This is a genomic window from Methanothermus sociabilis (assembly GCF_055392295.1).
This window is the reverse complement of the sequence record NZ_AP042467.1, coordinates 826,832-850,393: the sequence shown is the minus strand read 5'-3', so window position 1 is coordinate 850,393 and position 23,562 is coordinate 826,832. Positions and strand designations below refer to the sequence as shown.

23 protein-coding genes are annotated in these 23,562 nt (G+C 31.2%); 13 read left to right on the top strand and 10 right to left on the bottom strand.

Features of this window, described 5'->3' with window-relative positions:
- The first annotated feature begins 2 nt into the window (after positions 1 to 2).
- Genes ACZ5LY_RS04620 through pyrI form a run of 6 tightly spaced genes read left to right on the top strand, consistent with a single transcriptional unit; the run spans position 3 to position 4,470 of the window.
- Positions 3 to 440 (top strand): FAD synthase family protein, encoded by a 438-nt coding sequence (locus tag ACZ5LY_RS04620; RefSeq protein ID WP_464577135.1) that lies wholly within the window; start codon positions 3 to 5, stop codon positions 438 to 440.
- A gap of 13 nt (positions 441 to 453) precedes the next feature.
- The gene (argC, locus tag ACZ5LY_RS04615) at positions 454 to 1,458 is read left to right on the top strand and encodes an N-acetyl-gamma-glutamyl-phosphate reductase (protein WP_464577133.1); all 1,005 of its coding nucleotides are present in this window, start codon (positions 454 to 456) and stop codon (positions 1,456 to 1,458) included.
- Positions 1,459 to 1,473: 15 nt separating this feature from the next.
- Positions 1,474 to 1,959, top strand: coding sequence for a flavodoxin family protein (locus ACZ5LY_RS04610; RefSeq protein WP_464577131.1), 486 nt, complete (start codon positions 1,474 to 1,476; stop codon positions 1,957 to 1,959).
- Entirely contained in the window at positions 1,952 to 2,788 is an 837-nt protein-coding gene (locus ACZ5LY_RS04605) for a protein translocase subunit SecF (RefSeq protein WP_013414233.1), read from the top strand. Before ACZ5LY_RS04610 ends, ACZ5LY_RS04605 begins: the two co-directional genes overlap by 8 nt.
- On the top strand, positions 2,785 to 3,990 hold the full coding sequence (locus ACZ5LY_RS04600; protein WP_013414232.1) for a preprotein translocase subunit SecD: 1,206 nt from the start codon (positions 2,785 to 2,787) through the stop codon (positions 3,988 to 3,990). The genes ACZ5LY_RS04605 and ACZ5LY_RS04600 overlap by 4 nt, the downstream gene beginning before the upstream one ends.
- A gap of 15 nt (positions 3,991 to 4,005) precedes the next feature.
- Positions 4,006 to 4,470, top strand: coding sequence for an aspartate carbamoyltransferase regulatory subunit (gene pyrI / locus ACZ5LY_RS04595; RefSeq protein ID WP_013414231.1), 465 nt, complete (start codon positions 4,006 to 4,008; stop codon positions 4,468 to 4,470).
- Here the strand turns inward: pyrI and mobB are convergent.
- The 5 genes from mobB to ACZ5LY_RS04570 form a co-directional block, all read right to left on the bottom strand.
- Positions 4,462 to 5,139 (bottom strand): molybdopterin-guanine dinucleotide biosynthesis protein B, encoded by a 678-nt coding sequence (gene mobB, locus ACZ5LY_RS04590; RefSeq protein ID WP_464577128.1) that lies wholly within the window; start codon positions 5,137 to 5,139, stop codon positions 4,462 to 4,464. The genes pyrI and mobB overlap by 9 nt on opposite strands.
- 386 nt (positions 5,140 to 5,525) lie before the next feature.
- Positions 5,526 to 6,839 carry a formylmethanofuran dehydrogenase subunit B gene (locus ACZ5LY_RS04585; protein ID WP_464577126.1) on the bottom strand — a complete coding sequence of 438 codons (1,314 nt, stop codon included), beginning with the start codon at positions 6,837 to 6,839 and terminating at the stop codon, positions 5,526 to 5,528.
- Positions 6,840 to 8,039 carry a formylmethanofuran dehydrogenase subunit C gene (locus ACZ5LY_RS04580; protein ID WP_013414228.1) on the bottom strand — a complete coding sequence of 400 codons (1,200 nt, stop codon included), beginning with the start codon at positions 8,037 to 8,039 and terminating at the stop codon, positions 6,840 to 6,842.
- Between the two features lie 2 nt (positions 8,040 to 8,041).
- On the bottom strand, positions 8,042 to 8,614 hold the full coding sequence (locus tag ACZ5LY_RS04575; protein ID WP_464577123.1) for an FmdE family protein: 573 nt from the start codon (positions 8,612 to 8,614) through the stop codon (positions 8,042 to 8,044).
- A gap of 357 nt (positions 8,615 to 8,971) precedes the next feature.
- Positions 8,972 to 9,181, bottom strand: a complete 210-nt coding sequence (locus ACZ5LY_RS04570) for a TOBE domain-containing protein (protein ID WP_013414226.1) — start codon at positions 9,179 to 9,181, stop codon at positions 8,972 to 8,974.
- 412 nt (positions 9,182 to 9,593) lie between these two features.
- Between ACZ5LY_RS04570 and ACZ5LY_RS04565 the strand changes: the two genes are divergently transcribed.
- The 4 genes from ACZ5LY_RS04565 (at position 9,594) to fdhD (ending at position 13,146) form a co-directional block, all read left to right on the top strand.
- Positions 9,594 to 10,916, top strand: coding sequence for a right-handed parallel beta-helix repeat-containing protein (locus tag ACZ5LY_RS04565; RefSeq protein WP_464577120.1), 1,323 nt, complete (start codon positions 9,594 to 9,596; stop codon positions 10,914 to 10,916).
- Between the two features lie 226 nt (positions 10,917 to 11,142).
- Positions 11,143 to 11,373, top strand: coding sequence for a helix-turn-helix domain-containing protein (locus ACZ5LY_RS04560; RefSeq protein WP_464577995.1), 231 nt, complete (start codon positions 11,143 to 11,145; stop codon positions 11,371 to 11,373).
- 173 nt (positions 11,374 to 11,546) lie between these two features.
- Positions 11,547 to 12,473, top strand: a complete 927-nt coding sequence (moaA, locus tag ACZ5LY_RS04555) for a GTP 3',8-cyclase MoaA (protein WP_464577118.1) — start codon at positions 11,547 to 11,549, stop codon at positions 12,471 to 12,473.
- A complete protein-coding gene (gene fdhD, locus ACZ5LY_RS04550) occupies positions 12,448 to 13,146 on the top strand; it encodes a formate dehydrogenase accessory sulfurtransferase FdhD (RefSeq protein WP_464577116.1) in 699 nt (232 codons plus the stop codon). Before moaA ends, fdhD begins: the two co-directional genes overlap by 26 nt.
- On the opposite strand, the gene hxlB is transcribed toward fdhD, so the two are convergent.
- Entirely contained in the window at positions 13,138 to 13,722 is a 585-nt protein-coding gene (gene hxlB / locus ACZ5LY_RS04545; RefSeq protein ID WP_464577114.1) for a 6-phospho-3-hexuloisomerase, read from the bottom strand. The genes fdhD and hxlB overlap by 9 nt on opposite strands.
- A 185-nt stretch (positions 13,723 to 13,907) precedes the next feature.
- Between hxlB and ACZ5LY_RS04540 the strand changes: the two genes are divergently transcribed.
- Positions 13,908 to 14,306, top strand: a complete 399-nt coding sequence (locus ACZ5LY_RS04540) for a helix-turn-helix domain-containing protein (RefSeq protein ID WP_013414221.1) — start codon at positions 13,908 to 13,910, stop codon at positions 14,304 to 14,306.
- 6 nt (positions 14,307 to 14,312) lie between these two features.
- Here the strand turns inward: ACZ5LY_RS04540 and ACZ5LY_RS04535 are convergent, their stop codons facing one another.
- Positions 14,313 to 14,969 (bottom strand): fibrillarin-like rRNA/tRNA 2'-O-methyltransferase, encoded by a 657-nt coding sequence (locus ACZ5LY_RS04535; protein WP_013414220.1) that lies wholly within the window; start codon positions 14,967 to 14,969, stop codon positions 14,313 to 14,315.
- A complete protein-coding gene (locus ACZ5LY_RS04530; protein ID WP_048060604.1) occupies positions 14,966 to 16,045 on the bottom strand; it encodes an NOP5/NOP56 family protein in 1,080 nt (359 codons plus the stop codon). Before ACZ5LY_RS04530 ends, ACZ5LY_RS04535 begins: the two co-directional genes overlap by 4 nt.
- Before the next feature lie 163 nt (positions 16,046 to 16,208).
- On the opposite strand from ACZ5LY_RS04530, the gene ACZ5LY_RS04525 reads away from it, so the two are divergent.
- Together ACZ5LY_RS04525 and ACZ5LY_RS04520 are read left to right on the top strand one after the other, a co-directional pair.
- Positions 16,209 to 17,114 carry a dihydroorotate dehydrogenase gene (locus ACZ5LY_RS04525; protein WP_464577111.1) on the top strand — a complete coding sequence of 302 codons (906 nt, stop codon included), beginning with the start codon at positions 16,209 to 16,211 and terminating at the stop codon, positions 17,112 to 17,114.
- A 203-nt stretch (positions 17,115 to 17,317) separates the two neighbouring features.
- Positions 17,318 to 17,461 carry a helix-turn-helix domain-containing protein gene (locus tag ACZ5LY_RS04520; protein ID WP_464577993.1) on the top strand — a complete coding sequence of 48 codons (144 nt, stop codon included), beginning with the start codon at positions 17,318 to 17,320 and terminating at the stop codon, positions 17,459 to 17,461.
- Between the two features lie 77 nt (positions 17,462 to 17,538).
- Here the strand turns inward: ACZ5LY_RS04520 and ACZ5LY_RS04515 are convergent, their stop codons facing one another.
- On the bottom strand, positions 17,539 to 18,408 hold the full coding sequence (locus ACZ5LY_RS04515) for a hypothetical protein (RefSeq protein WP_464577109.1): 870 nt from the start codon (positions 18,406 to 18,408) through the stop codon (positions 17,539 to 17,541).
- 63 nt (positions 18,409 to 18,471) lie between these two features.
- Positions 18,472 to 23,514, bottom strand: a complete 5,043-nt coding sequence (locus ACZ5LY_RS04510; protein ID WP_464577107.1) for a CARDB domain-containing protein — start codon at positions 23,512 to 23,514, stop codon at positions 18,472 to 18,474.
- Positions 23,515 to 23,562: the final 48 nt, after the last annotated feature.

Here is a 23,562-nt window from a genome sequence, read left to right as displayed (position 1 = left end):
TAATGGCCACAGGCACTTTTGATATAATACATCCTGGGCATGGTTTTTATTTAAAAAAAGCAAAAGAATTAGGTGGTAAAAATTCAAAACTTGTGGTTATAGTTGCAAGAGATTCAACAGTTAAAGCAAGAAAAAGAAAACCTGTAATAAATGAAAAACAAAGATTAGAAGTTGTTAAAATGTTAAAACCTGTAGATGAAGCATATTTAGGATGTGAAGGTGATATTTTCAAAACCGTAGAAAAAATAAAACCTGATATAATTGCTTTGGGCCCTGATCAAGATTTTGATGAAAAAGAACTCCAAAAAGAATTAAAAAAAAGGAATATTGATTGTAAAATTGTTAGAATTAAAGAATATAAGAAGTCACCACTTGATAGCACTTGTAAAATTATTAAAAAGATTAAACAGATGAAATTCGATGATATTGAAAAATGTTAGTATGGTGATCTGAATGGCTGAAGTAGCTATTGTTGGTGCTAGTGGATACACTGGTGGCGAATTACTTAGATTTCTTATAAAACATCCTAATATCGAAATAGTTGCTGCTACATCAAGAAAGCATGATGGAGTTCCTATCCACAAAATCCATCCACACTTACAAAACACAGGATTAAAATTTAAAAACATTGATCCTGAAGATATTGACGCTGACTTAGTTTTCACTGCAACTCCTCATGGTGCATCAATGAAAATTGTTCCCAAGATATTAGAGAGAGGAATAAGGGTAATAGATCTAAGTGGAGATTATAGGTTTGACAATGTTGAAGTATATGAAAAATGGTATGGTATAAAACATGAACACCCTCTGGACGCTGTCTATGGATTACCTGAATTATATAGAGATGAAATAAAAAAGGCAGATTTGGTTGCTAATCCAGGATGTTTTCCTACTGGAGCTATACTTGCATGTTTGCCTTTAGTCCATAAAAATTTAACCAAAATGATAGTTATAGATTCTAAAACAGGTGTAAGCGGCGCAGGTATTAATCCAAGCCATATGACACATTTTCCAGAGTGCAGTGATAATATAATTCCATATCAAATTACAACACATAGACATACACCTGAAATAGAACAAGAATTGAAGAAAATTTCAGATGTACAAGTATCTTTTACACCACATCTTATACCTATCATACGTGGAATATTAACTACCGTACATGCTTTTTTAGAAGAAAATATTGATGTTGAAAAAATTGAAAAAATTTATAAGGAATATTATTCCAATGAACCATTTGTGATAGTTATAGACGAGACACCCGAACCTAGTGCAGTAAGAGGATCAAATTATTGTCATATTGGTGGCTTTGGTATAGATAAAAATAATAGATTAGTAGTAATTTCTGTAATAGATAATCTTGTTAAAGGTGCCTCAGGTCAGGCGATACAAAATATGAATCTAATGCTAGGATTTGATGAGACTGAAGGTCTTGACAATCTTGGTTTACATCCATAATTGGAGAGTTTGAGGATGAAAATAAATCCTATAGTTATATATTATTCAAGAACTGGAAATACTGAAATTGTAGCAAAAACAATAGCTAAAGAAACTAAAGCTGAACTTGTTAAAATTGAGGATCTTAAAAATAGGCGAGGATTCTTTGGAATTTTTTTAGCTATAGTAGATGCACTACTAAAGAAAAAAACAGATATAACCCCAAGATCTATAGATTTAGATAAGTATGATGTAGTATATATTGGTTCTCCAGTGTGGGCAAGAAATCCTGCGCCTGCTATTTTAACATTTATTGATAATTCTGATTTTTCAAACAAAAATGTTGTAATTTTTGTCACTATGGCAGCTCATGGCGGTGACAATGCAATCAAAACAATGAAAGAGAAAATATATTCAAAAAATGGGAAAGTTATTGGAGCATTTAGTATAAAAACTAGAGATAAAAATAAAGAAGAGATTAAGGAAGAAACAATAAAAAAATTGGGTGAAATTAATGTTTAAAAAATTAATGAAATCTTACAAACTCCTAATATTAATCCCTGTTACAATTACATTACTTTCAATTTTTATTATTGCTGTAAATGGGATTGAGAAAGGCATAGACATTAAAGGAGGATCAATGGTTGAATTAAAATTAGAGAAACCTATGAATGAGTTGGAATTGAAATCGCTATTTATTAAGAGTCTTAACACTTCAGATGTGACTGTATTGTTTACATCTCCAACAAAGGTTACAGTAGAAGTTGGAAAAGAAATAGATGTTGGAAAATTGTCAGAAGATTTGAAAGGAAAAGCTACAATTATAGGATGTAGGTCAGTAGGACCAGTACTTAGTAAAGAAGCATTGGCTCAAATATATTGGGCATTGGCTTTTGCATTTCTATTTATGTCTATAGCTGTATTTATAGCGTTTAGAGATGTGGTCCCATCCATAGCAGTTATTTTAGCTGCAGTTTGTGACATTATAGTAGCACTGGGTGGGATGTCAATACTTAGGATCCCACTTTCTGTTGCCTCTGTAGGTGCAATTTTGATGTTAATTGGTTATAGTGTAGATACAGATATTCTTTTAACTACAAGAGTTTTAAAAAGAAAAAGAGGTAGTATTACATCAAGAGCTATAAATGCAATGAAGACTGGTATTACTATGTCCATAACTGCAATAGTTTCTATGGCATGCCTCTACATAGTGACTATGGTCATAATGCCACAGGCTAAAACACTTAGCAATATAGCCGCTGTTTTAATTATTGGAATTTTCGCTGACATCCTTTGTACTTGGTTTATGAATCTTGGAATAATTAGATGGTATTTGGAGGCTAAAAGATGAATTTTACAAAATTTATTAAAGAACCAAGAGTTTTACTTTTGATAATCCTCACAATATTAAGTATAATTTCTATTACAGTCCTGGGAATCCAACAGGGATTAGATCTCAAAGGTGGATCTCTTGTACAATTACAACTAGAGAAGCCTGTAGATAAGGACACTATGAACACTGTTGTTTCAATACTTGATAAAAGGTTGAATGTTTTTGGTATTAAGGATGTTAAGGTTCGGCCAAGTGGGAATCAATATGTACTTGTAGAAATTGCAGGTGTTCAACCTGAAAAAGTTACTAAGATAATTGGAACCCCTGGAAAATTTGAAGCTAAGATAGGAAATGAAGTTGTTTTCACTGGTGCAGACATTGTAAGTGTACAGCCACCTATTGTAACAGGTAATAAATGGCAAGTACCATTCAGGTTGTCACCAGATGCTGCCAAAAGATTTGCAGATATTGCTAAAGGTAAAGCAGGACAACCAGTTAAGATGTATTTAGATGATAGATTAATTACATCTCCAGAAATATCTCCTGATGTGGCTGCTGGAAAACCTGTTACAGAGGTTGAAGTTAGTGGATATGCTCCAAATAAAGAATATGCCGAAGCTGAAGCTAAAGAAGTTGAAACAATATTGAAGGCAGGTACACTACCTGTAAAAGTAAAAATAGTAGGTATAGATAATATATCACCCGAACTTGGTAAAGAATTTTCAAAAGGCGCTGTAATAGCTGGAGCATTGGCAATAATAGCGGTTTCAATTTTCATAACTATAAGGTATAGGAACATTAAATTAGCACTTCCAATAATTTTGACTTCATTATCAGAAGTCATATTAGTTCTTGGAGTAGCTTCTGTGATAAGATGGAATATAGATTTACCAGCAATTGCCGGTATCCTTGCTGTAATAGGTACTGGGGTGGATGATCAAATAATAATTACAGATGAAGTTATTGGAAAATTAGGAGCAAAATCAGTGTATGGATTGAGACATAGGATTAGAAATGCATTTTTCATAATATTTGCTTCAGCTGGAACTTTTATAGCTGCAATGTTTCCACTAGCATATGTAGGACTTACTAGAGGATATACTGGTGTGGGAGTGCTGAGTGGATTTGCATTCACAACAGTCATAGGAGTGTTAATAGGAGTATTTATAACTAGACCTGTATTTGCAAAATATATAGAGTATGCATTTCTCAAAAAATAGAGGCAGGAATCTAATATGAGAAAAATCAGGGAATTAAAAGTAAAACCAATAAAGAATGGCACTGTAATTGATCACATACCTGCCGGTAGAGCATTGCAAGTACTTAAAATACTTAAAATACCAGAAGGTAAAAACAAAGTAACCATTGGAATAAACATGGAATCATCTCGGATGGGAATAAAAGACATTGTAAAAATTGAAAATCGCGAATTACATTCTGAAGAAGTTGATCAAATAGCATTGATAGCTCCAAAAGCAACGATAAATATTATAAGAGATTATGAAGTTGTTAAAAAAGAAAAAGTGCAATTGAGGGATGAAATAGAAGGTCTAATTAAATGTCCAAACCCAAATTGTATATCAAATGCTGATGAACCAATAAAAACAAAATTTTACGTTGTTGACAAAGAACCAGTAACTCTTAGATGTTATTATTGTGAAAGATTAATAAAAGAAGAAGAAATAAAATTTTTATTCTAAATTTTTTATAAAAAGCTTTATATTGTTTATTTTGCTTTTTTCCATTTTAAGACTTTTTATCATCCCTGTAATCGTACTGGCGATAATTTTCTGTACAAATGGATTTAAAGGAACTGGAACATCGTCTACAATTAACATAGCATCTTTTGGCTGACTTTTACATTCTACATCCTCACCTTTAATTTTTGCAATAGCAAACTCCTCACATGTGTCAAATCCACACTTACCACAATTTAAGTTAAGCAACAATCCATAACTTCTTTCCTCTATTAAATCCAACAGTTCTTCAATTTCAAAATTTTCATCAACAGTAGCTATTGTAAATTTATTCTTAACTTCTGGAGATGTGGAAATATTTGCAAATTTTCCTGTCTTAAAACCCTCAATAACCAAAAAATCTGGATTTTGAATAAATGAAATCAAATATATTAAATATTCTAGCTTTAATTCTTTATCCAACAATATAAATGTTTCCTTACCTAACCCAGCTACAATTTCAGCACCACTTTCTCTATATTTGCCAGTGTCTTTATCACGAAAATCAAAATACACATGCGCATGTTTTAATCCTGCAACTTTATAACCTCTACTCCTTAGCCCTTCAATTATTTTTCTTACCAACGTTGTTTTACCAGTATCTTTCTTACCTATTACTGATATTATCTTCATTTTTCTCTCCCCAAAAATACTCTATAAATTAAGAAAATATATATCAATCCATACTTTCATGAATATACTTTATGTGTTGAAGATTTAACAATAGAGAATATGGTTAAAAATCATAAGCTTGGAAAGAAGGTTCTAGATGGATAGTTAAGAAAGTAAATTCAAGAGAAACATCAAAAGGATTAAAAATAAATTAAGAAATTATATATCAGCATGTAGAATATTGTTGAGGAGTTGGGACAGCCCTGACAGCCTGTTTAAAAGAATACTCTACTTAGGACTATCTCTGTAGGGATATAGTTTGGGCAAGTTTTTTCTATGAATCAGAAGCTCGTAGGGAGTAGCTTAAAATAGACTAAATAGTATGAGAAAGCATTGTCAAGTCTATCTTACTCTTTACGAATCTTTTTTATTGTTTCAAGTATTTGTCTAATTGTATGTTCATTGCTTTTTGTTTCAGGGAAGGGTGATGATGTGAATGCTCTATGATAGATTGGAACATTGTCAAATCTATAAAATGTGCCACTTGATTCCATCGCATCTATTACACCAGGAATTATAACATCTGCTACCAATGTTGTAGGACAAGGAGATATATCTATACATATTACTGGAATTTCTTTCATATATTCAACGCACTCATATGGAAGATGAGCTGCGAGATCTGAACAAATTACAAAGAGTGCATCAACTTCTTTTCTTCGTAATAAGTCGACTATTGTTGTTTCACCTGGATTATAACGGGGATAACCTCTTGTAAAATCAACTCCAAATGGAAAACCATATTCCCATGATGCTAATTGGTTAAATCCAGCGACATTACAATGTCCTCTAATAGCACCAATAGTAAATTTAGTATGTTCATTAAGCGCTGCTACAAGCTTAAGAACCATTTCAAGATTTCTGTGTTTACCTTCAGATGATGCAAGCCCTAAACCACCATAAATAGCTCCAAACTGTGCATTCATCATTATATTTGCAACTTTTTTGATGGTTTCCACTGGTATCCCTGTAACTTCTTCAACAAAGGGATGAGGTTCATGTCCTCTTACTACTGTCAGTATTGCAGAAAACAGTTCATAATCAGAATTTGGTTTCAACTGTAAATGTATATCTGAAGCTTTAGCTGTAGCTGTCCTACGAGGATCTACTGTAATTATAGTACGATCATGTCTCCCTCTTTCTCTAAAGAATCCTCTCATAAATGTACTATAACGAGACATATGCCTTGGCATTGAATCCATAGGATTAGCGCCCCAGTAAATAATAACATCTGCTCTATTTTTTATTTCTCCGGCAGTGGCAGCGCTTATGCCTGCTTCCTGTATTCCCATTAATGTTGGACCATGACAGATAGTTGCGTTTGAATCTACAACTGCATTAATATATTCTCCAAGCTCAAGACCAGCAGCCATAGCTTCTATAGACATTTCACTTCCTAAAAATAAAACAGGTCTTTTCGCTTCAGATAAAATTTCAGCGGCTTTTTTTATAGCTTCATTCCATTTAACAGTCTTGAATTTACCATTAGAAGTTTTTAATTGGGGAGATCTAATCCTATGCGGACTTACAATTTCTTTAAATTTTGCAGCTCCCTCTCTACAGGCATTTCTAGTTTTTATTGAAGTACCATCATACATTACAACTATATCGTCACAGGCCCCACCACAAACAGGACATGTTATATTTTTATATACTTTCAATTATTTACCCCCCATGGACTCTATAACTTCTTCAGCGCTTAATATTTTGTCAGATGATGAAGCTTTTCTTACATATACTAAAACACCTTTATACATAGGTGACCCTGTTGATTCTGTGTACGAAGGAGTTAGTACGTTTGCCCATATACTTCTAGGTATAAATATTGTTCCCTCACGAATATCAGGGTCTGCAACAGCTTTTAGCACTACTTTCCTATTTTCACATTCTACAACTACTTTTTTAGGATTCCCAATAAGTGCAAGATCTGAAGGATTAATATAACAACGCGCACATTCCTCTATATAATCAGAAGTTAATTTTTTACCCCCTTTGATGATTTCTCCTTGTTTAATAGTACTACCACTGTTATATATCACTGCAAGACCTTTTTCTGTCAATTTTTGTTTTCTAGGAACACTGCCTGTTACAATATGCATATTTTTATTTTTATTGATCATAAGTTTACCATTATGTATTTTTTCTGATAAATCTCCTTCAAACACCATAAAAAGTAAATTATCAATTTTTAACGTCTCTATATGTTTAAATCCAGGGAGTAAACTATCTATTTTTCCTTTTATCTGAATTTTTCCACCAACCATTTCTGCGCCAGGTGCCCTTCCAGCATTGCCATCTACAATTATTTCTCCGCCTTTCATCTGAATGCCACAGAAATTTCCTACATTGCCTTTTATATGGATGATTCCGTCCACCATGCCTCCACCAACATTGTTTCCAGCGTTTCCGTTTATTATTATCTTTCCGCCTTTCATGCCGCGCCAATTTCCACGATATGCACATCCAATATAATCTCCAGCATTTCCATTTATTTCTATAATACCTCCCTGCATCTCCATACCTATCCATGATGACGCATTGCCATTTACTTTTATTTTTCCTCCTTTCATTTCACTTCCAAGCTGAAGTCCTACATTTCCATTAATAATTATTTGTCCTTCTTTCATTTTCGCGCCAATGTATTTAACTCTACTAACATCGCCATCGATCTGAATTATATCATCTGCTAGAGAATTTTTGCTTATTTCAAATAAGTCACCTAACGGTCTTTTTCTATTTCCTTCATAAACTTCAAGTTTTTTAATTTCTTTTAAATTAAGTTCAGTGAATAAATCAGGGCGTATAACATCTGCTTCTAAAGGCATATGAAAAAATCTTTTTGGTTTTAATAAAAATCCCATTTTTATCCCTCTTTCTTTTTATTATGACATTGAGGACAAACATAATATTCATTTCTGGCTATATATGGTTCTTTACATATTTTACATATTTTAACAACTTTTTTTGTATTTTTAGGAACTTTAACATCTTTATATTCCCAAGAATATATTTTCGCACCTGCTTTTATTAATTCAGGAATTACTTTTTCTGCTGGCACCTTTTCTGTATTAAAATACCACTTATGAATAATTGGATAATCACGTGTTTTATTTGGATCAAGGATTATTCTTACACCTTTAACAGTTTCACCAGGTGCACCTTTCTTGTTGATAGTTACAGCCATCTTTCCAGTATCATATATAGATAACTTTCCATTTCCTATCGTAGATTTGCAAATAGCTTGGAAAGCATCGGGTAAACAATTGCTTGTTTCACAGGTGACATATATGTCTTCATCTTCTTTAAAATTAAGGAGTTTTTTAGCTATCATATACATCTGGGTGCCTATAATACTTCCTGGGCTTGCAAATCCAGTGAATTTTTCTATTTTGCGTATATATTTGAGAAAAGGTTTTGTGTCTATTTCGATGTTCATAGTAACCTATACGATAGTCATTCTAATTAAGTATTTTCACTTTATTTTTTATCGTAATGTTTATAAATAGATTTCGTTAATAAAAATTGAATCAATAATAACTTGAATAATGCCTTACATTAAGTTCTCTCTTACCATAGATTATGAAGGAGAAAAAGAAAGAAAAAAAGAGTAGCACATATATACTATTCAGGGATTATGAGATATCTAAGCAGTAATTAGACAAAAATGAGGTGCTGAAGGTATTCATATCAAGAATGAATTGTCCAGCAGCCTACTGGTCATGTATTTCGCACTCAAAGATGAATTCTCGGAGTGTAGTGTGTGATGTTCTGTGGACGGAACCTCGACCGAAGTTCACTCTTTTGATACCATTATCTCAGTTGCTTTTGTTATCGCCTTGACTTCATCGCCGATTTTGAGTTCAAGTTCGTCTAGCGCATCTTTTGTTATTAAAGCAGTCATAACCGTTGGCGTTGTTATCTCAATTTGTACCAAAGCAACGACCTGTCCTTTTTCTATCCTTTTTACTACGCCTTTAAGCCTATTCTGTGCGCTTATTTTCATATACAGACCTCCAAAACTCTTTATTTCTTAATACTAAATGACCTTTACATTTGTTTCTCACCATATATAAATGTCTTGATGTATTTATTCTGTGATTTAGATAATTTTCGTATCATTCATGTTCTTTTTCTGTCATATAGTGTATTGATAATAGAGTGAGAATCTTACACATAATTCGGGGGATTTATTTACCCATTTTTTTAAAGAGAAGTTCTGAATTTTGAAAGTTACCATGACAGAAGAGGCTTCAAATATTTTCCCAATGAGGTTTTAGGAGAGAGAAAACTAAATAAAAAGATATATATAGTCGAAGTAAAAAATAATATTTGTTTTGAATACAAACTAAAAATAAAGAGGACGTGTTAAAACGAAGTCTAAAACTGTATTGATCTTCTCAACATTGCTAGTTCTGTTGGCAATCTCTCAAGCATATGGAGTTAAAGAAGTTTATCCAGGGAATAGCACTCTTAAAGATGTAATAGAAAAATTTAATTCCGGAGAAACAATATTTATGCATAATGGGACATATTATGCTTCAGGAATTGTGATAGATAAGAATTTAACTATTGTAGGTGAATATAAGGATGGAGTTGTAATTGATGCTCAGAGGGAAGGCCCTATATTCTACATTGATGCAGGTGCAAATGTAAGATTAATAAATTTAACATTGACCAATGGAAATGGAACAGAAGGTGGTGCAATAGATAATAATGGATATTTAGTGGTTAAGAACTGTAAATTTAAGAATAATTATGCTAGTGAAGATGGAGGAGCAATCTACAATTATGGTGATGTAAATTCACCCACTAGGGAAGGATATCTAGAGGTTGAGAACTGTAGTTTTGAAAATAACTATGCTAGTAAATGTGGCGGTGCTATTTCTAATTCTGTTAATCTTACAGTATACAACAGTATATTTAGGAATAATTTAGCAGATTATGGAGGAGCAATTGATAATGGAATGGATTCCCCTACAAATTTAACTAAATGCTTATTTGTAGAGAACAGGGCTAAATATAAAGGCGGTGCCATTGGTAATGCTGGTGGTTTAACAATTGATAAATGTAAGTTTGAGAATAATAGTGCTGGTTACTGCGGAGGTGCCATTGACAATGTCGGTGGTTCAATAATAATAGACAATTGTATATTTGATAGCAATGTTGCTACTAGGGGTGGTGCTATTATCACAGATGAAGGTGATTTAATTACAAATACTATATTTAAGTACAATGAAGCTAAATTAGGCGGTGCTATTTATGTTTCAGCATATCGTGAATACCCTAATATCAGTGTAGATAATTCAAATGTTTTCTTTAATAATATACCAGATAATATACACTATGAATCATTAGATTATAATATAACCCTAACAAACTTAGGAAAATCAAAAATAACCATAAAATATTACATCACAGTCTACACAAATCCTGATGATGGGAAAAAAGTTAGCTATAAGGAATTAACAATAACTCTAAAGCCAAATGAAACAAAAACAGTAAATCTTGGTAAATATCTGAGAGGATATGCAGTATCCGGAACAATGATTGTTAAAAATCCATCAAGATATAGAATTCCATTAAATCTAAGAATAAAATATGAAATTGAGGGCTTTAATCCACAGATGAGGGAGATAAGTAAATACATAGCTCCGAGGGGAGAATTTAGGTATATAGCTAGATATGGATTGGATTTTACAGACCAAGGGTGTGAACATGGATTTATTGATATTTGGTGATTCTTTTTTTATATATCACTTAATTTTTTTCAAGGCAAAAACCTCATAAAAAGAGATCTTATTTCTATCAGGGATGAAAAAATAAGAAAAAGTATTTATATAGATGAAATATAAAATTAATACTTGTTCTAAAGAAATATACACAACTCTCTTTTCTACTCTTTCTTTCTCCAACGCAATAATTCCTAAAGGAAAACTATATATTAATCCATTACTTTTTTCATGAATATACTTATATAAATCCAGACTTTATCCAAGTAAAAAACAAAAAAATAAACTATTGGAAAGTTTAGAGATTTGTAGGCATGTTTATAATTATTTTCTAACATGTAAGAATAAACTAAGGGATTATATATCAGCATGTAGAATATATAGAATACTGTTGAGAGTATGGGGTAGCCTTGATAGCCTGTTTAAAAGAATACTCTACTCAAAACTATCTCCTGTAGGGATATAGTTTGGGCAAGTTTTCTCTATGAAGCAGGAAGCTCCGTAGGGAGTAGCTCAAGTAGATTCTGCAGGGTAGTCCTCTGTTATGAGTGATGAAAAGAGGGTTAGCTGAGCTAAAGCCATGATGAACTTTTTTACTGAGAATTTAAACACATTTTACTAGCTCATTAGGAGATTAAAATGATTAAAGATAGGTTTGGAAGACCTATAAAGTCTTTAAGAATATCTGTAACACGTAGGTGTAACCTTAACTGTATATATTGTCATAAGGAAGGTACTTTGCCCACCAATTATGAAATGTCCAAAGAAGAAATTTATAGGATATGTAAGGTGGCTAAGGAATTTGATATAAATAAAGTAAAGATTACTGGTGGAGAACCTTTAATAAGAAAAGATATAGTTGAAATTATTTCTGCCTTAAACTCTCTTAATTTTAAAGATATTTCAATGACAACTAATGGAGTATATCTTAAAAATTATGCATATAAGTTAAAAAAAGCAGGTCTTGACAGAATAAATGTAAGTCTTGATTCATTGAAAAATCATATATACAAATCTATAACTGGAAAAGATTTTTTGGACAAAGTTAAAGAGGGGATATCAAAAGCAATTGAAGCAGGTTTACACCCTGTAAAGATCAACATGCTAATTCTTAAAGACATAAATGAAAATGAAGTTTGGGATTTATTTGAATTTTGTAAAGAGCATGGAGCAATTTTACAAATAATAGAATTGGTTAAGATAGATGATAATTCGGATTATTTTGAGAAATATTATAAAAGCTTAGATTCCATTGAAGAGGAGATACGTAAAAAAGCAGAAAAAGTCATGAAAAGGAAATTTATGCATGGACGTAAGAAATACTTTATTGACGGTAGTGAAATTGAAATTGTTAGACCAATGGATAATTCTGTTTTTTGTGCAAATTGCACTAGGTTGAGAATAACACCTGATGCAAAAATAAAGCCATGTCTTTTAAGAAATGACAATTTAGTTGATTTAAAACCAGCTTTGAAGTGTAAATCTAACTATATGTTAAAAAAATTATTTATAGAAGCTATACATAGGAGGTCACCATACTTTGGAAAATACAAATATGTTGTATAGAGAAGTATCTGCATTAAGGTTTAAAGATAATTCCAAGAAGAGAATAAAGGAAGTTGTTCCATATGATGTAGAATTTTTATTAAAAATAAATGAAGAAATTAAAAAATATCGTATAACACCAAAATCTTTGAAAGCATTCACAATTGGTTACCTTTTTGGAAATGGGATTGTTAAATCCCTAAAAAATATACATGAATTGAAGATTGATGGAAAAACTATAATAGTTAAGGTTGATAAAGATTCCTTACCTTTATCTCCAGTGAAATCTAAGCTTAAAATTTCAACAGAGGATGTTTTTGAATCTTTTAAATCCTTGGAAAAAAATGCTAAAATATGGAAAATAACTGGAGGCACGCACATAGCTGGGTTAATATCGGATGGAAATAAAATATTTGAGGAAGATATAAGTCGTCATGCAGCTATAGATAAAGTACTTGGCCATGGTATATTAAAAAATTTAAATTTTTCTGAAAGTTTTGTTGTTTATAGTGGTCGGGTATCTGATTCCTTAATTTTAAAACTTACGAGATTAGGAATACCTATAGTAATTTCAAATGCAGCTCCTATGTATTCTGCACTGTCTTTAGCTAAAGACTACAACATAACCATTGTTGGTTTTGTTAGAGATAGAAGGTTTAATGTTTATACCTGTCCTCACCGTATTTCACTCTAAAACATTGTGTTTTTTTCTTAAATCTTCTTCAGTTTTACTCATCCTGGTCATTAATTCTGCAACAACGCCATCAAGGAACACCAGGCACGAAATCTCAAATATTGTCCCTAATGGTGCCATTGATATATGTTGCCCTTTTATTTGTCTAGTTAGATAATCTTTTTCCTTATCTATTTTTGTCCTGCCTTTAATAATAATTGTTAAATCTGATAGTTTTCCTAAAGTTGAATTTGGGTAAGATGTAATTGATATAATTTTTGATCCTCTCTTTTTAGCAATCTTAGCTGCATTTACAACATAGATTGTTTCTCCAGACCCTGATATAGCTATTAAACTGTCTCCTTTCCTTATTGCTGGAGTAATTGTTTCACCCACAACATAAACACTTATTCCTAAATGCATAAGCCTCATTGCAAATGCCTTAGCAACCAATCCAGATCGTCCTGCTCCAATTACAAAAACATTTTCTGAGTTTAATATTAATTCCACCATTTTTTCAGCAGCTGAATAATCTATCTCAGATTGAATTTTTTTGACACTGTTGATAATTTCATTAATAGCTTCTTTGATTATCACAAATATCTCCACCATCCAAACTTTTTCATTGCTTACACACTACAGCCCTATTTTTCTTTTTTGAATAATATTTTTTTCAATAAAAGCAAATTTCTTTGCACTCTAATGTTTCCAATGATAGTTAGTAATACTTACATAAAATTATTTATTCATGAAAAAATAGAGATTTGTGTGGAGGTAGAAGTATGATTGTTGATGATCTTAAAGATATAATACTTGGATATCGGAAAGTTAAAGGAAAAACACAAGAAGAACTAGCTGAAGAATTGGGAGTTCCAAAGGATGTTATCTCAGCAATTGAATGTGGTACATTTAAGCATTTAAATCCATCTTTGAAGAAGAAAATAGATGAATTACTTAAAGGATATGATAAAAGCGAATTAGCAGCTATTGGGCGAGGTTATAGATTACAAGACAACTTAGGCCCAGACTTTAAATATTATTTAGAAGGATTAAGTAAAAAGGAAGGTATAAAGACTGAAGAACTTAAAAAAATGCCAGAATTAGAACTTTACAAATTTATAGGGAAGACACCATACGATTATGTGGAACTTATATTTGAAGGCGCTAAATCAGCAACTTAAAACCCATTATTCCCTATGTTCAACTAAAAATGCAATGTGGTCTCTTTCATATGGTTCTAGTCTAATACTCTCTAGGATTCTATACCCTGCTTCTTTTAATTTTTGTTTTTCTTCTTTGAAAATCTCTTTTGGATCTCTAGCAGTGTCAATACTCCTAGCTTTTATTGCTATAAATCCTTGTCCAGAATTTTTTAAGAATAGCCGCATATTTTCAATGAAAATATTTGTTTGGTCAGGTTGTGCAACATCACAATAAACTAAATCAACTTTCTCTATAAAAGGTAAATATCTTTCTGGTTTCCTTGCATCCTCAAGTAATGGTGCCATATTTTCTCTTTTTTCACAAACCTTAATTAAATCCCGGACCATTCTTGTTGAAATTTCAACACAATATAACATTCCATCCCTGCAAATATCAGAGATATGTGATGCAGTAGTTCCTGAAGATGCCCCTAAATATAAAACTCTTGAATCTTGAGTAAGTGTTAATTTTTTGAGTCCATTTAGTATTGCAGCAGCCAATTTAGATCTATAAGGATCCCACACCCTATATTCCTTCCCACCAATTTTTAACAATTTTTCACCATACACTCTAAATCCAGGAGTTAAATTTAAAGTTAAAAGTTTTTTCTTATAGAAACGAAAATTTGGCAGCTCTATCATCTTTTTCGTCTCCTTCTTTTGGATTTAGAATATTTTTTCATTATTTTTTTAACTTTTCTATCAAGCTCTGCTTTAATGTTTGGATCATGTTTTCCTGTAAATAAATCCTTCCTAGCTGCCAGGGAAATTGCAGAAGCTAAAGTTCTAGCAATTTTTCCCCTAATATGGTATCTAGCTCTCCATATATATGGATGTTGATATATAAGTCCGTGTTTTGGAGGTTTATCTCCTCTTCTTAAATGTCTAAATAAAGCTTTTTCAGCGCCTAGTACTTGCACTGTTGAGGAAGGTAATGATGCTAATCTTTCTAAACTTCCCACATGTGCAATTAATTTTGCACCAAGTAATGATCCAGCCACATCTCTTAAATTTGGTGCAATGTCCTTCATCTTCTTATCTATGTATCTTCTCAATTTTTTTCTGATATTTTGTAGTTGTTCTACCTTTTCTGCAAAATCTACTATGATATTTACATCTTTACCTTTAAAGTCAGCGCCTATAGTATCTTTTATTTTAAGTTTTTTCATTATTTTTTCTCTTTTCTTAAATTTTGTTATTAGCCTCACATATTCTTCATGATTCCTTATTTTATCCATTTCAGGAAAATGTATGCTATACCATTCTCTCAATCTTTCTATTAATTTATTCAATGTTTCTTCAACATCTTGCAAAGCATTGACAGCCTGTACTAATGTTACATCTTTTTTTACGCTCTTTTTAATTTTTTCCCGTGTTAATTTAAGTAAAACATCGTGCACGTCTTTTTTATATTTTTTACCTATTTCCTTTAAAATTTCTGGAAGATTTTCTCTTACATATTCTCCACCTTTATGTGGACATTCAACTACAACATTTCCAAAATCTTCATATTTTGGATGATACCTCTCAACAAAAATTTCAGATGCTTTTTTAGATAATCTCTCTATTATATTTGATTCTTCTTTTAAAAATTCTCCTTCCTGATATTCCAATATTTTTTTGATATTATTTCCTCTAAATGGTTCAAAATCAATAATATTGAAATTCTCATCTAAAGCTATAAAACCTGCAATACATGTGACAAGATAACATTTCATCTTACTCAATTGTTGAAACCCCCTATCAAATTTATTTGTGCCGAGTACAAAATTTTTTATATTCTAATATTAGTATAAGGATAATTCTTAAAAACTTAATTTTAATTTTCTTTCAAAGAAAATTTGTTAAATTTATTTGTAAAAAGTTTGTGAGGAATAACCCATGAATGTAGAAACAGAAATTTGTGGATTGAAGTTAAGAAATCCTACAATGCTTGCAGCAGGAATTTTAGGAATGACAGCCTCGTCATTAAATAGAATTTATGACCATGGAGCTGGTGCGGTTGTAACAAAATCTTTTACAAAAAATCCAAAAAAAGGTTACAAAAACCCAGTTATAGTTGAGGTAGATTGTGGAATATTAAATGCAATTGGATTGTCTAATCCAGGAGTTAAAATTTTTAAAGAAGAATTAAAGAAGGTGAAAAAAGAAATACCTATAATTGCATCTATTGCAGGGTCATCTCCAAAAGAATTTGCTGAAGTTTCAAAGGAAGTATCTGATTTGGTTGATATGATAGAAATAAATGTTTCATGTCCACATGCAGGAGAAGGATATGGATCATTTATAGGTCAGGATCCTAAAGTTACATATGAAGTTGTTAAAGCTGTTAAAAAGGCTGTTAATTTACCTGTAAGTGTAAAATTAACTGCTAATGTTGCTGATATTGTTGAGATAGCTATTAATGCTAAAAAAGGCGGGTGTGACGCCTTAACATTGATAAACTCTGTAGGACCTGGGATGAAAATTGATATTAAAACTGCCAAACCTGTTTTATCCAATCGTTTTGGAGGATTGTCAGGTCCTGCCATAAAACCAATAGCTATACGTTGTGTATATGAAATTTATGAAAATATGGACATGCCTATAATTGGTGTAGGTGGAATTACAACATACAAAGATGTTATTGAATTTTTATATGCTGGGGCTAGAGCTGTACAAATAGGAACAGGAATTCTCTATAAAGGGGTGAATATTTTTCAAGACATTGTTTATGGGCTTAAAAAATTCATGAAAGAAAATAATTTTAAGTCTGTGGATGAAATGGTTGGATTGGCACATAGATAAATTATTCGGAATTTCTACTTTATAAAGGGAAAGAGATTTCCACTCTATCAGGCATGAAAAAATAGGAAAAGTATTTATATAGATGAAGTACAAAACTAACACTTGTTCTAAAAAATATACAAACTCTCTTTTCTACTCTTTCTTTCTCCAACGCAATAATTCCTAAAGGAAAACTATATATTAATCCATTACTTTTTTCATGAATATACTTATATAAATCCAGACTTCATCCAAGTAAAAAACAAAAAAATAAGCTATTGGAAAGTTTAGAGATTTGTAGGCATGTTTATAATTATTTTTTTATAATTATTTTCCAAAGAATAAGTCTATATGTAGAGTATTGTTGAAGAGTGGAGTAGCTCTGACTGCCTATTTAGAAAAATGCTCTACTTAGGATTATACTTTTTTGATGAAGCTGGAAGCTCTATAGGAGGTAGCTCAAAAAGTCCAATGGAAAAATAAATTCATATCTTTTTTTAGGGCGTTTCATTCCATATCTATCCCTTAAAAATTCTTCTTTATCATTATAAATTTTTATTGTCCTTTTATCCATGTTTATAACTAAGTATTTCTTTATTGTGGCCCTCTCACTATTTTTTTCTATACCTGAGACATAAAAATAAACTGGAAGAGCAAAAACAACTACTGCAATTAAAATCAATAGAGCTGCACATGCTCCCAAACCATATTTAGCCTCCAATACACGAAGTATAGCAAAACAGAGGAAAGTCACTAACATAAAATAAATTAAAAATTGTATCACAACAACACGCCCCATAAAATCTGAAATACTATAACTTGAAAAGAGTGGAATGTCTACACGATCATAACAGGTATATAGATTAAATATATACCTATCTATCTCTTTTCCCTCTGAATCTTCATAAACAACATATACTTTCTCTTTGCATTTTTGATATATATAGATGAGAACTAAGATTGGAGATACTATTAGTATAAATATAAACGCAGTAATTTGAAATATTAATCCTAAAATGACCAACATCCATTGTATGATCAAAATTGTAAAAAGTATATCCTTTGCCCTTTCTTTAGGATCTATCTCTAAAATACCAGGTAGTAAAAAAATTACTAGGATAATTCCTACAAATATAAATAAAATTAATATTGTAATTATTTCTTTCATGGGCATAAAATATCTATGGCTAGGACGTAAAGAACCTATAATAAATAATAACAATACAAACAAAATTTTTGAAACTATTTTACCAAGTTTATTAGAATAAAATTTCATAACTTTCCATCTTATTGGACTTATTTTTATGGTTTTCATGAGGAGGTGTCCTCCAACTCTCTCACCTTATATCCATCTCCTAAGAATTCCTCCTAATAAATCTCAAAAAGACTTAAAAGTTTTGTAAATTATTCTCCACACCTTACAAACTGGTGGTCCAATGATTGGTTCAGGATATGGTTCAATCCATTGTTCACAATATGCCTCCACAGCAGATATTCCTATATTTTCAGCCCAAGGTTTCCAACTTGTGGCAATAAATCCTACTTTTTTTTCAAATTTTAGATGTAGAACTGATATAACTTCAACTCCCTCTGATTTGAACATTGAGTTTAAATCTTTTATAAATTGTGGTACTTCTTTTTCTTCTAAATTTCTATCAATTATTCCCAAATAGACTTTGATTCCCTCATTCTCTAGTTTATACTTAAGAACATCGACAGTAAGACCATAAGAAGTATAGTACGTTGTTCTTTCTACAACCCCTGATAAAGTCAAAGTCTTTGCGATTTGACCAAGGTTTCCTGTCGGAATTCCTGAGAATATTAAATCTAAGAACCAATAAGTGGCACTTTCTGGATCTTTCCAAGGTTCCTTTAATAAAGCATCGGCAAATGCTCCTGCAACTATTAACCCTACACCTACAGGAAGATTTGCAAAAATTACGCCAGCGCCTATTTGAATTAAAATACCACAGGCGATTTCTGCCCAAAACTTTGGTTCACAAATTGTTATTAATTTCGTTCTATGACCTACGTCATCTATTATTTTTCTTATCTTTGAACTTGTATTTGTAAGCTCTTTTGCAAGATCATAGGCTAACATTGCTTGTTGGAAATAGAAACAATATAACCCACAGACTCTTATAGGTAATGGTTTTAACAACAAGTCTCTGATAATACCTGTTTGATTATCAAACACTACAAAACTTTTATAGTCATAGAAGTCAGTTATAATTGCAAACGTATTATTATCAGTATAAATGTAAGTAGTAGTGGAATTATCAAAAATTGCTCTTGCAACATTAATGATAGGTGCTTCTTGTTCTGTTATGTTTATGTCAAATAAGGAACTATGTATTAACACTTCAAGATAATTAATAATTCCGGTTCTTGCAGCATTAAATCTTCTAATATTATCAAAATCTCCTTTGGCCTCAATGCCAAGATTATGATCTGATGCCAAAGTAAAGGATGAGATGTGTCCAGGAATATCACAGGAAAGTACTACAGCTGGTTTTACTCTTGTCCAAGTGACATTAACATCTTTAGCAATTTCTTCTGCTCTATAATCATGACAATAGAAAAAGCACAAACCCTCTAGAAATTGTCCGTAACATGCCATGAGGGGACCGTATAAACCCTTATACTTATAATTTTTTTCATAGTATTTTATATGTTTTTTCAATATGTCATCTTTAACTTTTTCTTTAACAATAGTATAAGTCATGGCAGCACAATATTCTGAATCTTCAAGTACTTCTTTTAATGTTAATTCTATTTTATCACCTAAATACTTATTTGTTTTTAATTTACATATCTTACCATCTTTAGTTTTATAAATATAACACTTTTGATCTTTACTATAAGATAATATAAATTTAGATCCATAGTTTTCAACTGTTATGATTGTAATATTTTGTTGTTCATTTGAATAAATATGATTTCTAACTGCTGGACCTATGAAAGAAATATTAAGATTTCGGTAACAACCATTACAAAATATTGCTGGTATAATAGTTATACGATTCTCCTCATACTGGCTGAATGGATTAGTAAGTCCATATTCAGTAAAATGATAAATCTTCAGAGGTTCATCAACTTCCATTGTAATAAATAGAAACTTGTCTAGCATGGAATAAATTATAGATTTCAATAACCTTTCCTCATTATCATTTGTACTGATAGTATGAATAGTGTAATCTATTTTATCGTAATCAATGTAATAATTATTTAAATAGTCTGGAAGCAGATCAATTAGTGCACAATATGTTTTATACAATATATTTTTTATAATTTTGATATCAGTGTTTTCATTAATAAGTTGTGAAAATGTGTCATTGTTAAATAACACAGCTATAGGGACTAATTTATCATTAATTACAAAAGATACTACTCCCACACATAACCAACAGCATTTAGGAAATAAATTAATAAATACAGGAGCGATTACAGTAACTCCTACATATTTATAATCAGAATCTAGTGGGACTTTAAATGTATCATTTAATAATTTTCCTCTTATTATATCTTCAATATTAGATGATAATGAAATATTTAAATATTTTTCAGCGTTTGATTGAACAACGAATTGGTCAGTTGGATTTTTAATTCCTATTATTGTTCCGACCCATTGGTATGCATTTGGTATATTATAACTTACCTTTTCTTTTGTTTTTGTGTTCTTATAACAAAGTCTTTCTAACATTATTTTATAAATTCCAGGCTCTTTAACATAGAACTTACCAACAATTCTCTGTCCTGGATTTAAGGTAAGATCATCAAATAAAAGTGTTTTAGAAGTATCTAGTGATCCTGTTATTGTATTTTTACTTTTTATTCCACGTGTATTTTTACTATTAACAGATTCTGGCTTAATTTTTATTCTTAAATTTAAAATATAATTAGATGGATTAACAATGTCAAACATAATAGTTTTTGGGGCAATCACAACACTATTACAAATATTTGTTCCAATGATTGGTATTAACTCTAACAACGCTTTATCTGTAGGTATTTCTTCTACTGTATAATTATAGTAACCCATCTGGCGGTTTATATTTCTAAAGTAAATTTCATTAAACCAAGAATCAACATATCCATTTCTACCTGTAAATCTAGAAACATATTTGAATCCTGACTTGGCATTCTTATTTAAAATTATTGTTTGTGGATTTAATCCTTCAATACAATATTTAAGCTCCAAAATCAATTTTTTTATTCTCTTATTATCAATAAGTATCGTTGTACTTACAGCATATATTTCAGGATATTTACCTAACTCTATTGTTTTTGTTTCATTTGGCTTTAGAGTTATTGTTAATTCCTTGTAGTATACTTTAGTTCCATTAACTGGATTTGTGTAAACTGATATGTAGTATTTGAATGTTATTGCTGATGTTCCTGTATTCTTTAATATTATTGAGAATGTCTTATTCTGGACTACAGGAGTTGGTGTTGGTACAACTGGTGTTGTTACATTCACTGTAACTGGTGTTAGGTTTCCTATTGTAACGTTGTAGGTTCCAGCTTGTGTTAAGGTGTAAGATAGGCTTACAGTTGTTGAGTTTCCTGGACCTAGTGTTACTGTTTGATTTGCAACTGCTGAACCATTAATGTAGAGTACTGCTGTGTAGTTTCCAGCTGTTCCTCCAGTGTTTGTAACTTTTGCTGTTGCAGTTATTGTTAGTGGTGCAACTCCAGATGTTGGAGTGACTGTCAAGTTGCTTAGTGTGAAGTTTGCTGGTGTTGTTACAGTTACTGTAACTGGTGGTAAGACATCTGTTACATTTGTTCCTATTGTAACGTTGTAGGTTCCTAATTCCTTATCCTGAATAGAAGGCTGGATAGAAATAGGATTTAATATTATTGTGTTCTCTGGAATTTGTGGAAGTATTGGTACAGACAATTGCCCCTTTTGAGGAATCTCAACCTTAACTTTAGTTTCTGGAAAGTTTCCAATGGTTACATTATATGTTCCTGGCTTATCTAAAGTATATATGAAGGTTATATTTTTGCATTCGCCTGCTCCGACTTTAACTTCTTTTACATCAACAACATTATTATTTATTTTTAGTTCAGCCCTATAAATTCCCTCTTTATTTCCATGATTACTTACACAACATGACACATTTATTTTTAGAGGAGCATTTCCAGATGTTGGAACTACTGAAAAATTACTCACAATTATTATTTCTGTATTTAATGGAATATATGGAATCTCTGGAGCATTCTCTAATAATTTATCTATTAATTCATTAGGTGATCCTGTGCTTGTTTCTATATCTGTAGGTAATTCTGTTGCTACCAATACTGTCGTATTATTAGATCCATATGTGGGTACAGGATACCAAAGTAAATCTGGTCTATAAGCTGTTGCCAAACCACCAAGAATGAAAGATGGACAACTAAAACCTTGAGACCATTCATAACTTCTCTTAATATTCTTTTCTTCCTCTGTTAATGGAATTACTTTCTCAGGTTCTAAAATTGTAACTTTAAACTTATCATAATTGTTAATCAAGTTCCTATCCATACAGTCATTATAATATCCTGACTCATAATCCTCCTGAAGTATAGAAGTTACATCTTCATCATTCAATAAGTTTTCCCAGGGGAAAGGTATATAATACCACCAATCATCTATGTAAACATAGCCAATAACAGTGAAATTACTTATAATTTGATCTTCATTGAAATTAACAGCTTTAATAGTAACTTCTGCTACTTTTTCTTCATTTGATTTTACGCGACCAACATCCCACACATATACATACCATCGCAGCGTAAAATCATCATAAAATTTTCCAGCGTTTCCAGCGGTTGCATTTATGCCTAAACCCACATAATCTGGATATGTAACTAACATTGCTAAAACTTTATCGGCATCATCAGGACCATTATTTCTGACCTTAACTAATATTTTAATATAATCTCCCCAATGCACACAAGTTGAATTTGGAATAAGTGAAATTGATAAATCTACATTAACAGGTTTTGAAACTATTAAGAGAGGCTCACTTTCTATATAATTATTATAATCATTTGTAACTGCTACTGTAGCATTATATTCTCCAATAAAATCAACAATCCCTTCTATATTTGCAACTACAGTTTCACCTGGATTTAAATCACCAATCTTCCATTCAGGAGTGTATTGATCAAGAATATCTATGTTTCCTTTTGTTATAGTTGCATTAAAACTTTTACTATCTATTCCAAGACCAGATAAATCAGCTGTTAAATTTTTTATAACTTCAGAACCATTGTTTTTAATATAAATAGTGTATTTGATGTTATCTTTAAAATAAGTCGAATTTTTGTTAGCTGTTAAGTTTATAGAAACATTTAAATTTGCAAAACTAGGAGAAATCAAAATTAGAAAAAGTATTAAAGGTATTATGGTTCTTAAAATCTTTGGAATCATAATACCCCTTCTTGTCTTATTATTATTCTTAATTTTCACTACTATTAT

Coding starts and splice junctions, on each gene's coding strand:
- ACZ5LY_RS04515 (WP_464577109.1), bottom strand. CDS start 18,408: ATGAAAACCATAAAAATAAGTCCAATAAGATGGAAAGTTATGAAATTT.
- ACZ5LY_RS04580 (WP_013414228.1), bottom strand. CDS start 8,039: ATGGGATTTTTATTAAAACCAAAAAGATTTTTTCATATGCCTTTAGAA.
- mobB (WP_464577128.1), bottom strand. CDS start 5,139: ATGAAGATAATATCAGTAATAGGTAAGAAAGATACTGGTAAAACAACG.
- ACZ5LY_RS04530 (WP_048060604.1), bottom strand. CDS start 16,045: ATGAAATGTTATCTTGTCACATGTATTGCAGGTTTTATAGCTTTAGAT.
- ACZ5LY_RS04510 (WP_464577107.1), bottom strand. CDS start 23,514: ATGATTCCAAAGATTTTAAGAACCATAATACCTTTAATACTTTTTCTA.
- ACZ5LY_RS04610 (WP_464577131.1), top strand. CDS start 1,474: ATGAAAATAAATCCTATAGTTATATATTATTCAAGAACTGGAAATACT.
- moaA (WP_464577118.1), top strand. CDS start 11,547: ATGATTAAAGATAGGTTTGGAAGACCTATAAAGTCTTTAAGAATATCT.
- ACZ5LY_RS04535 (WP_013414220.1), bottom strand. CDS start 14,969: ATGATAGAGCTGCCAAATTTTCGTTTCTATAAGAAAAAACTTTTAACT.
- ACZ5LY_RS04620 (WP_464577135.1), top strand. CDS start 3: ATGGCCACAGGCACTTTTGATATAATACATCCTGGGCATGGTTTTTAT.
- ACZ5LY_RS04570 (WP_013414226.1), bottom strand. CDS start 9,181: ATGAAAATAAGCGCACAGAATAGGCTTAAAGGCGTAGTAAAAAGGATA.
- ACZ5LY_RS04540 (WP_013414221.1), top strand. CDS start 13,908: ATGATTGTTGATGATCTTAAAGATATAATACTTGGATATCGGAAAGTT.
- ACZ5LY_RS04575 (WP_464577123.1), bottom strand. CDS start 8,614: ATGAACATCGAAATAGACACAAAACCTTTTCTCAAATATATACGCAAA.
- argC (WP_464577133.1), top strand. CDS start 454: ATGGCTGAAGTAGCTATTGTTGGTGCTAGTGGATACACTGGTGGCGAA.
- ACZ5LY_RS04525 (WP_464577111.1), top strand. CDS start 16,209: ATGAATGTAGAAACAGAAATTTGTGGATTGAAGTTAAGAAATCCTACA.
- ACZ5LY_RS04605 (WP_013414233.1), top strand. CDS start 1,952: ATGTTTAAAAAATTAATGAAATCTTACAAACTCCTAATATTAATCCCT.
- pyrI (WP_013414231.1), top strand. CDS start 4,006: ATGAGAAAAATCAGGGAATTAAAAGTAAAACCAATAAAGAATGGCACT.
- ACZ5LY_RS04600 (WP_013414232.1), top strand. CDS start 2,785: ATGAATTTTACAAAATTTATTAAAGAACCAAGAGTTTTACTTTTGATA.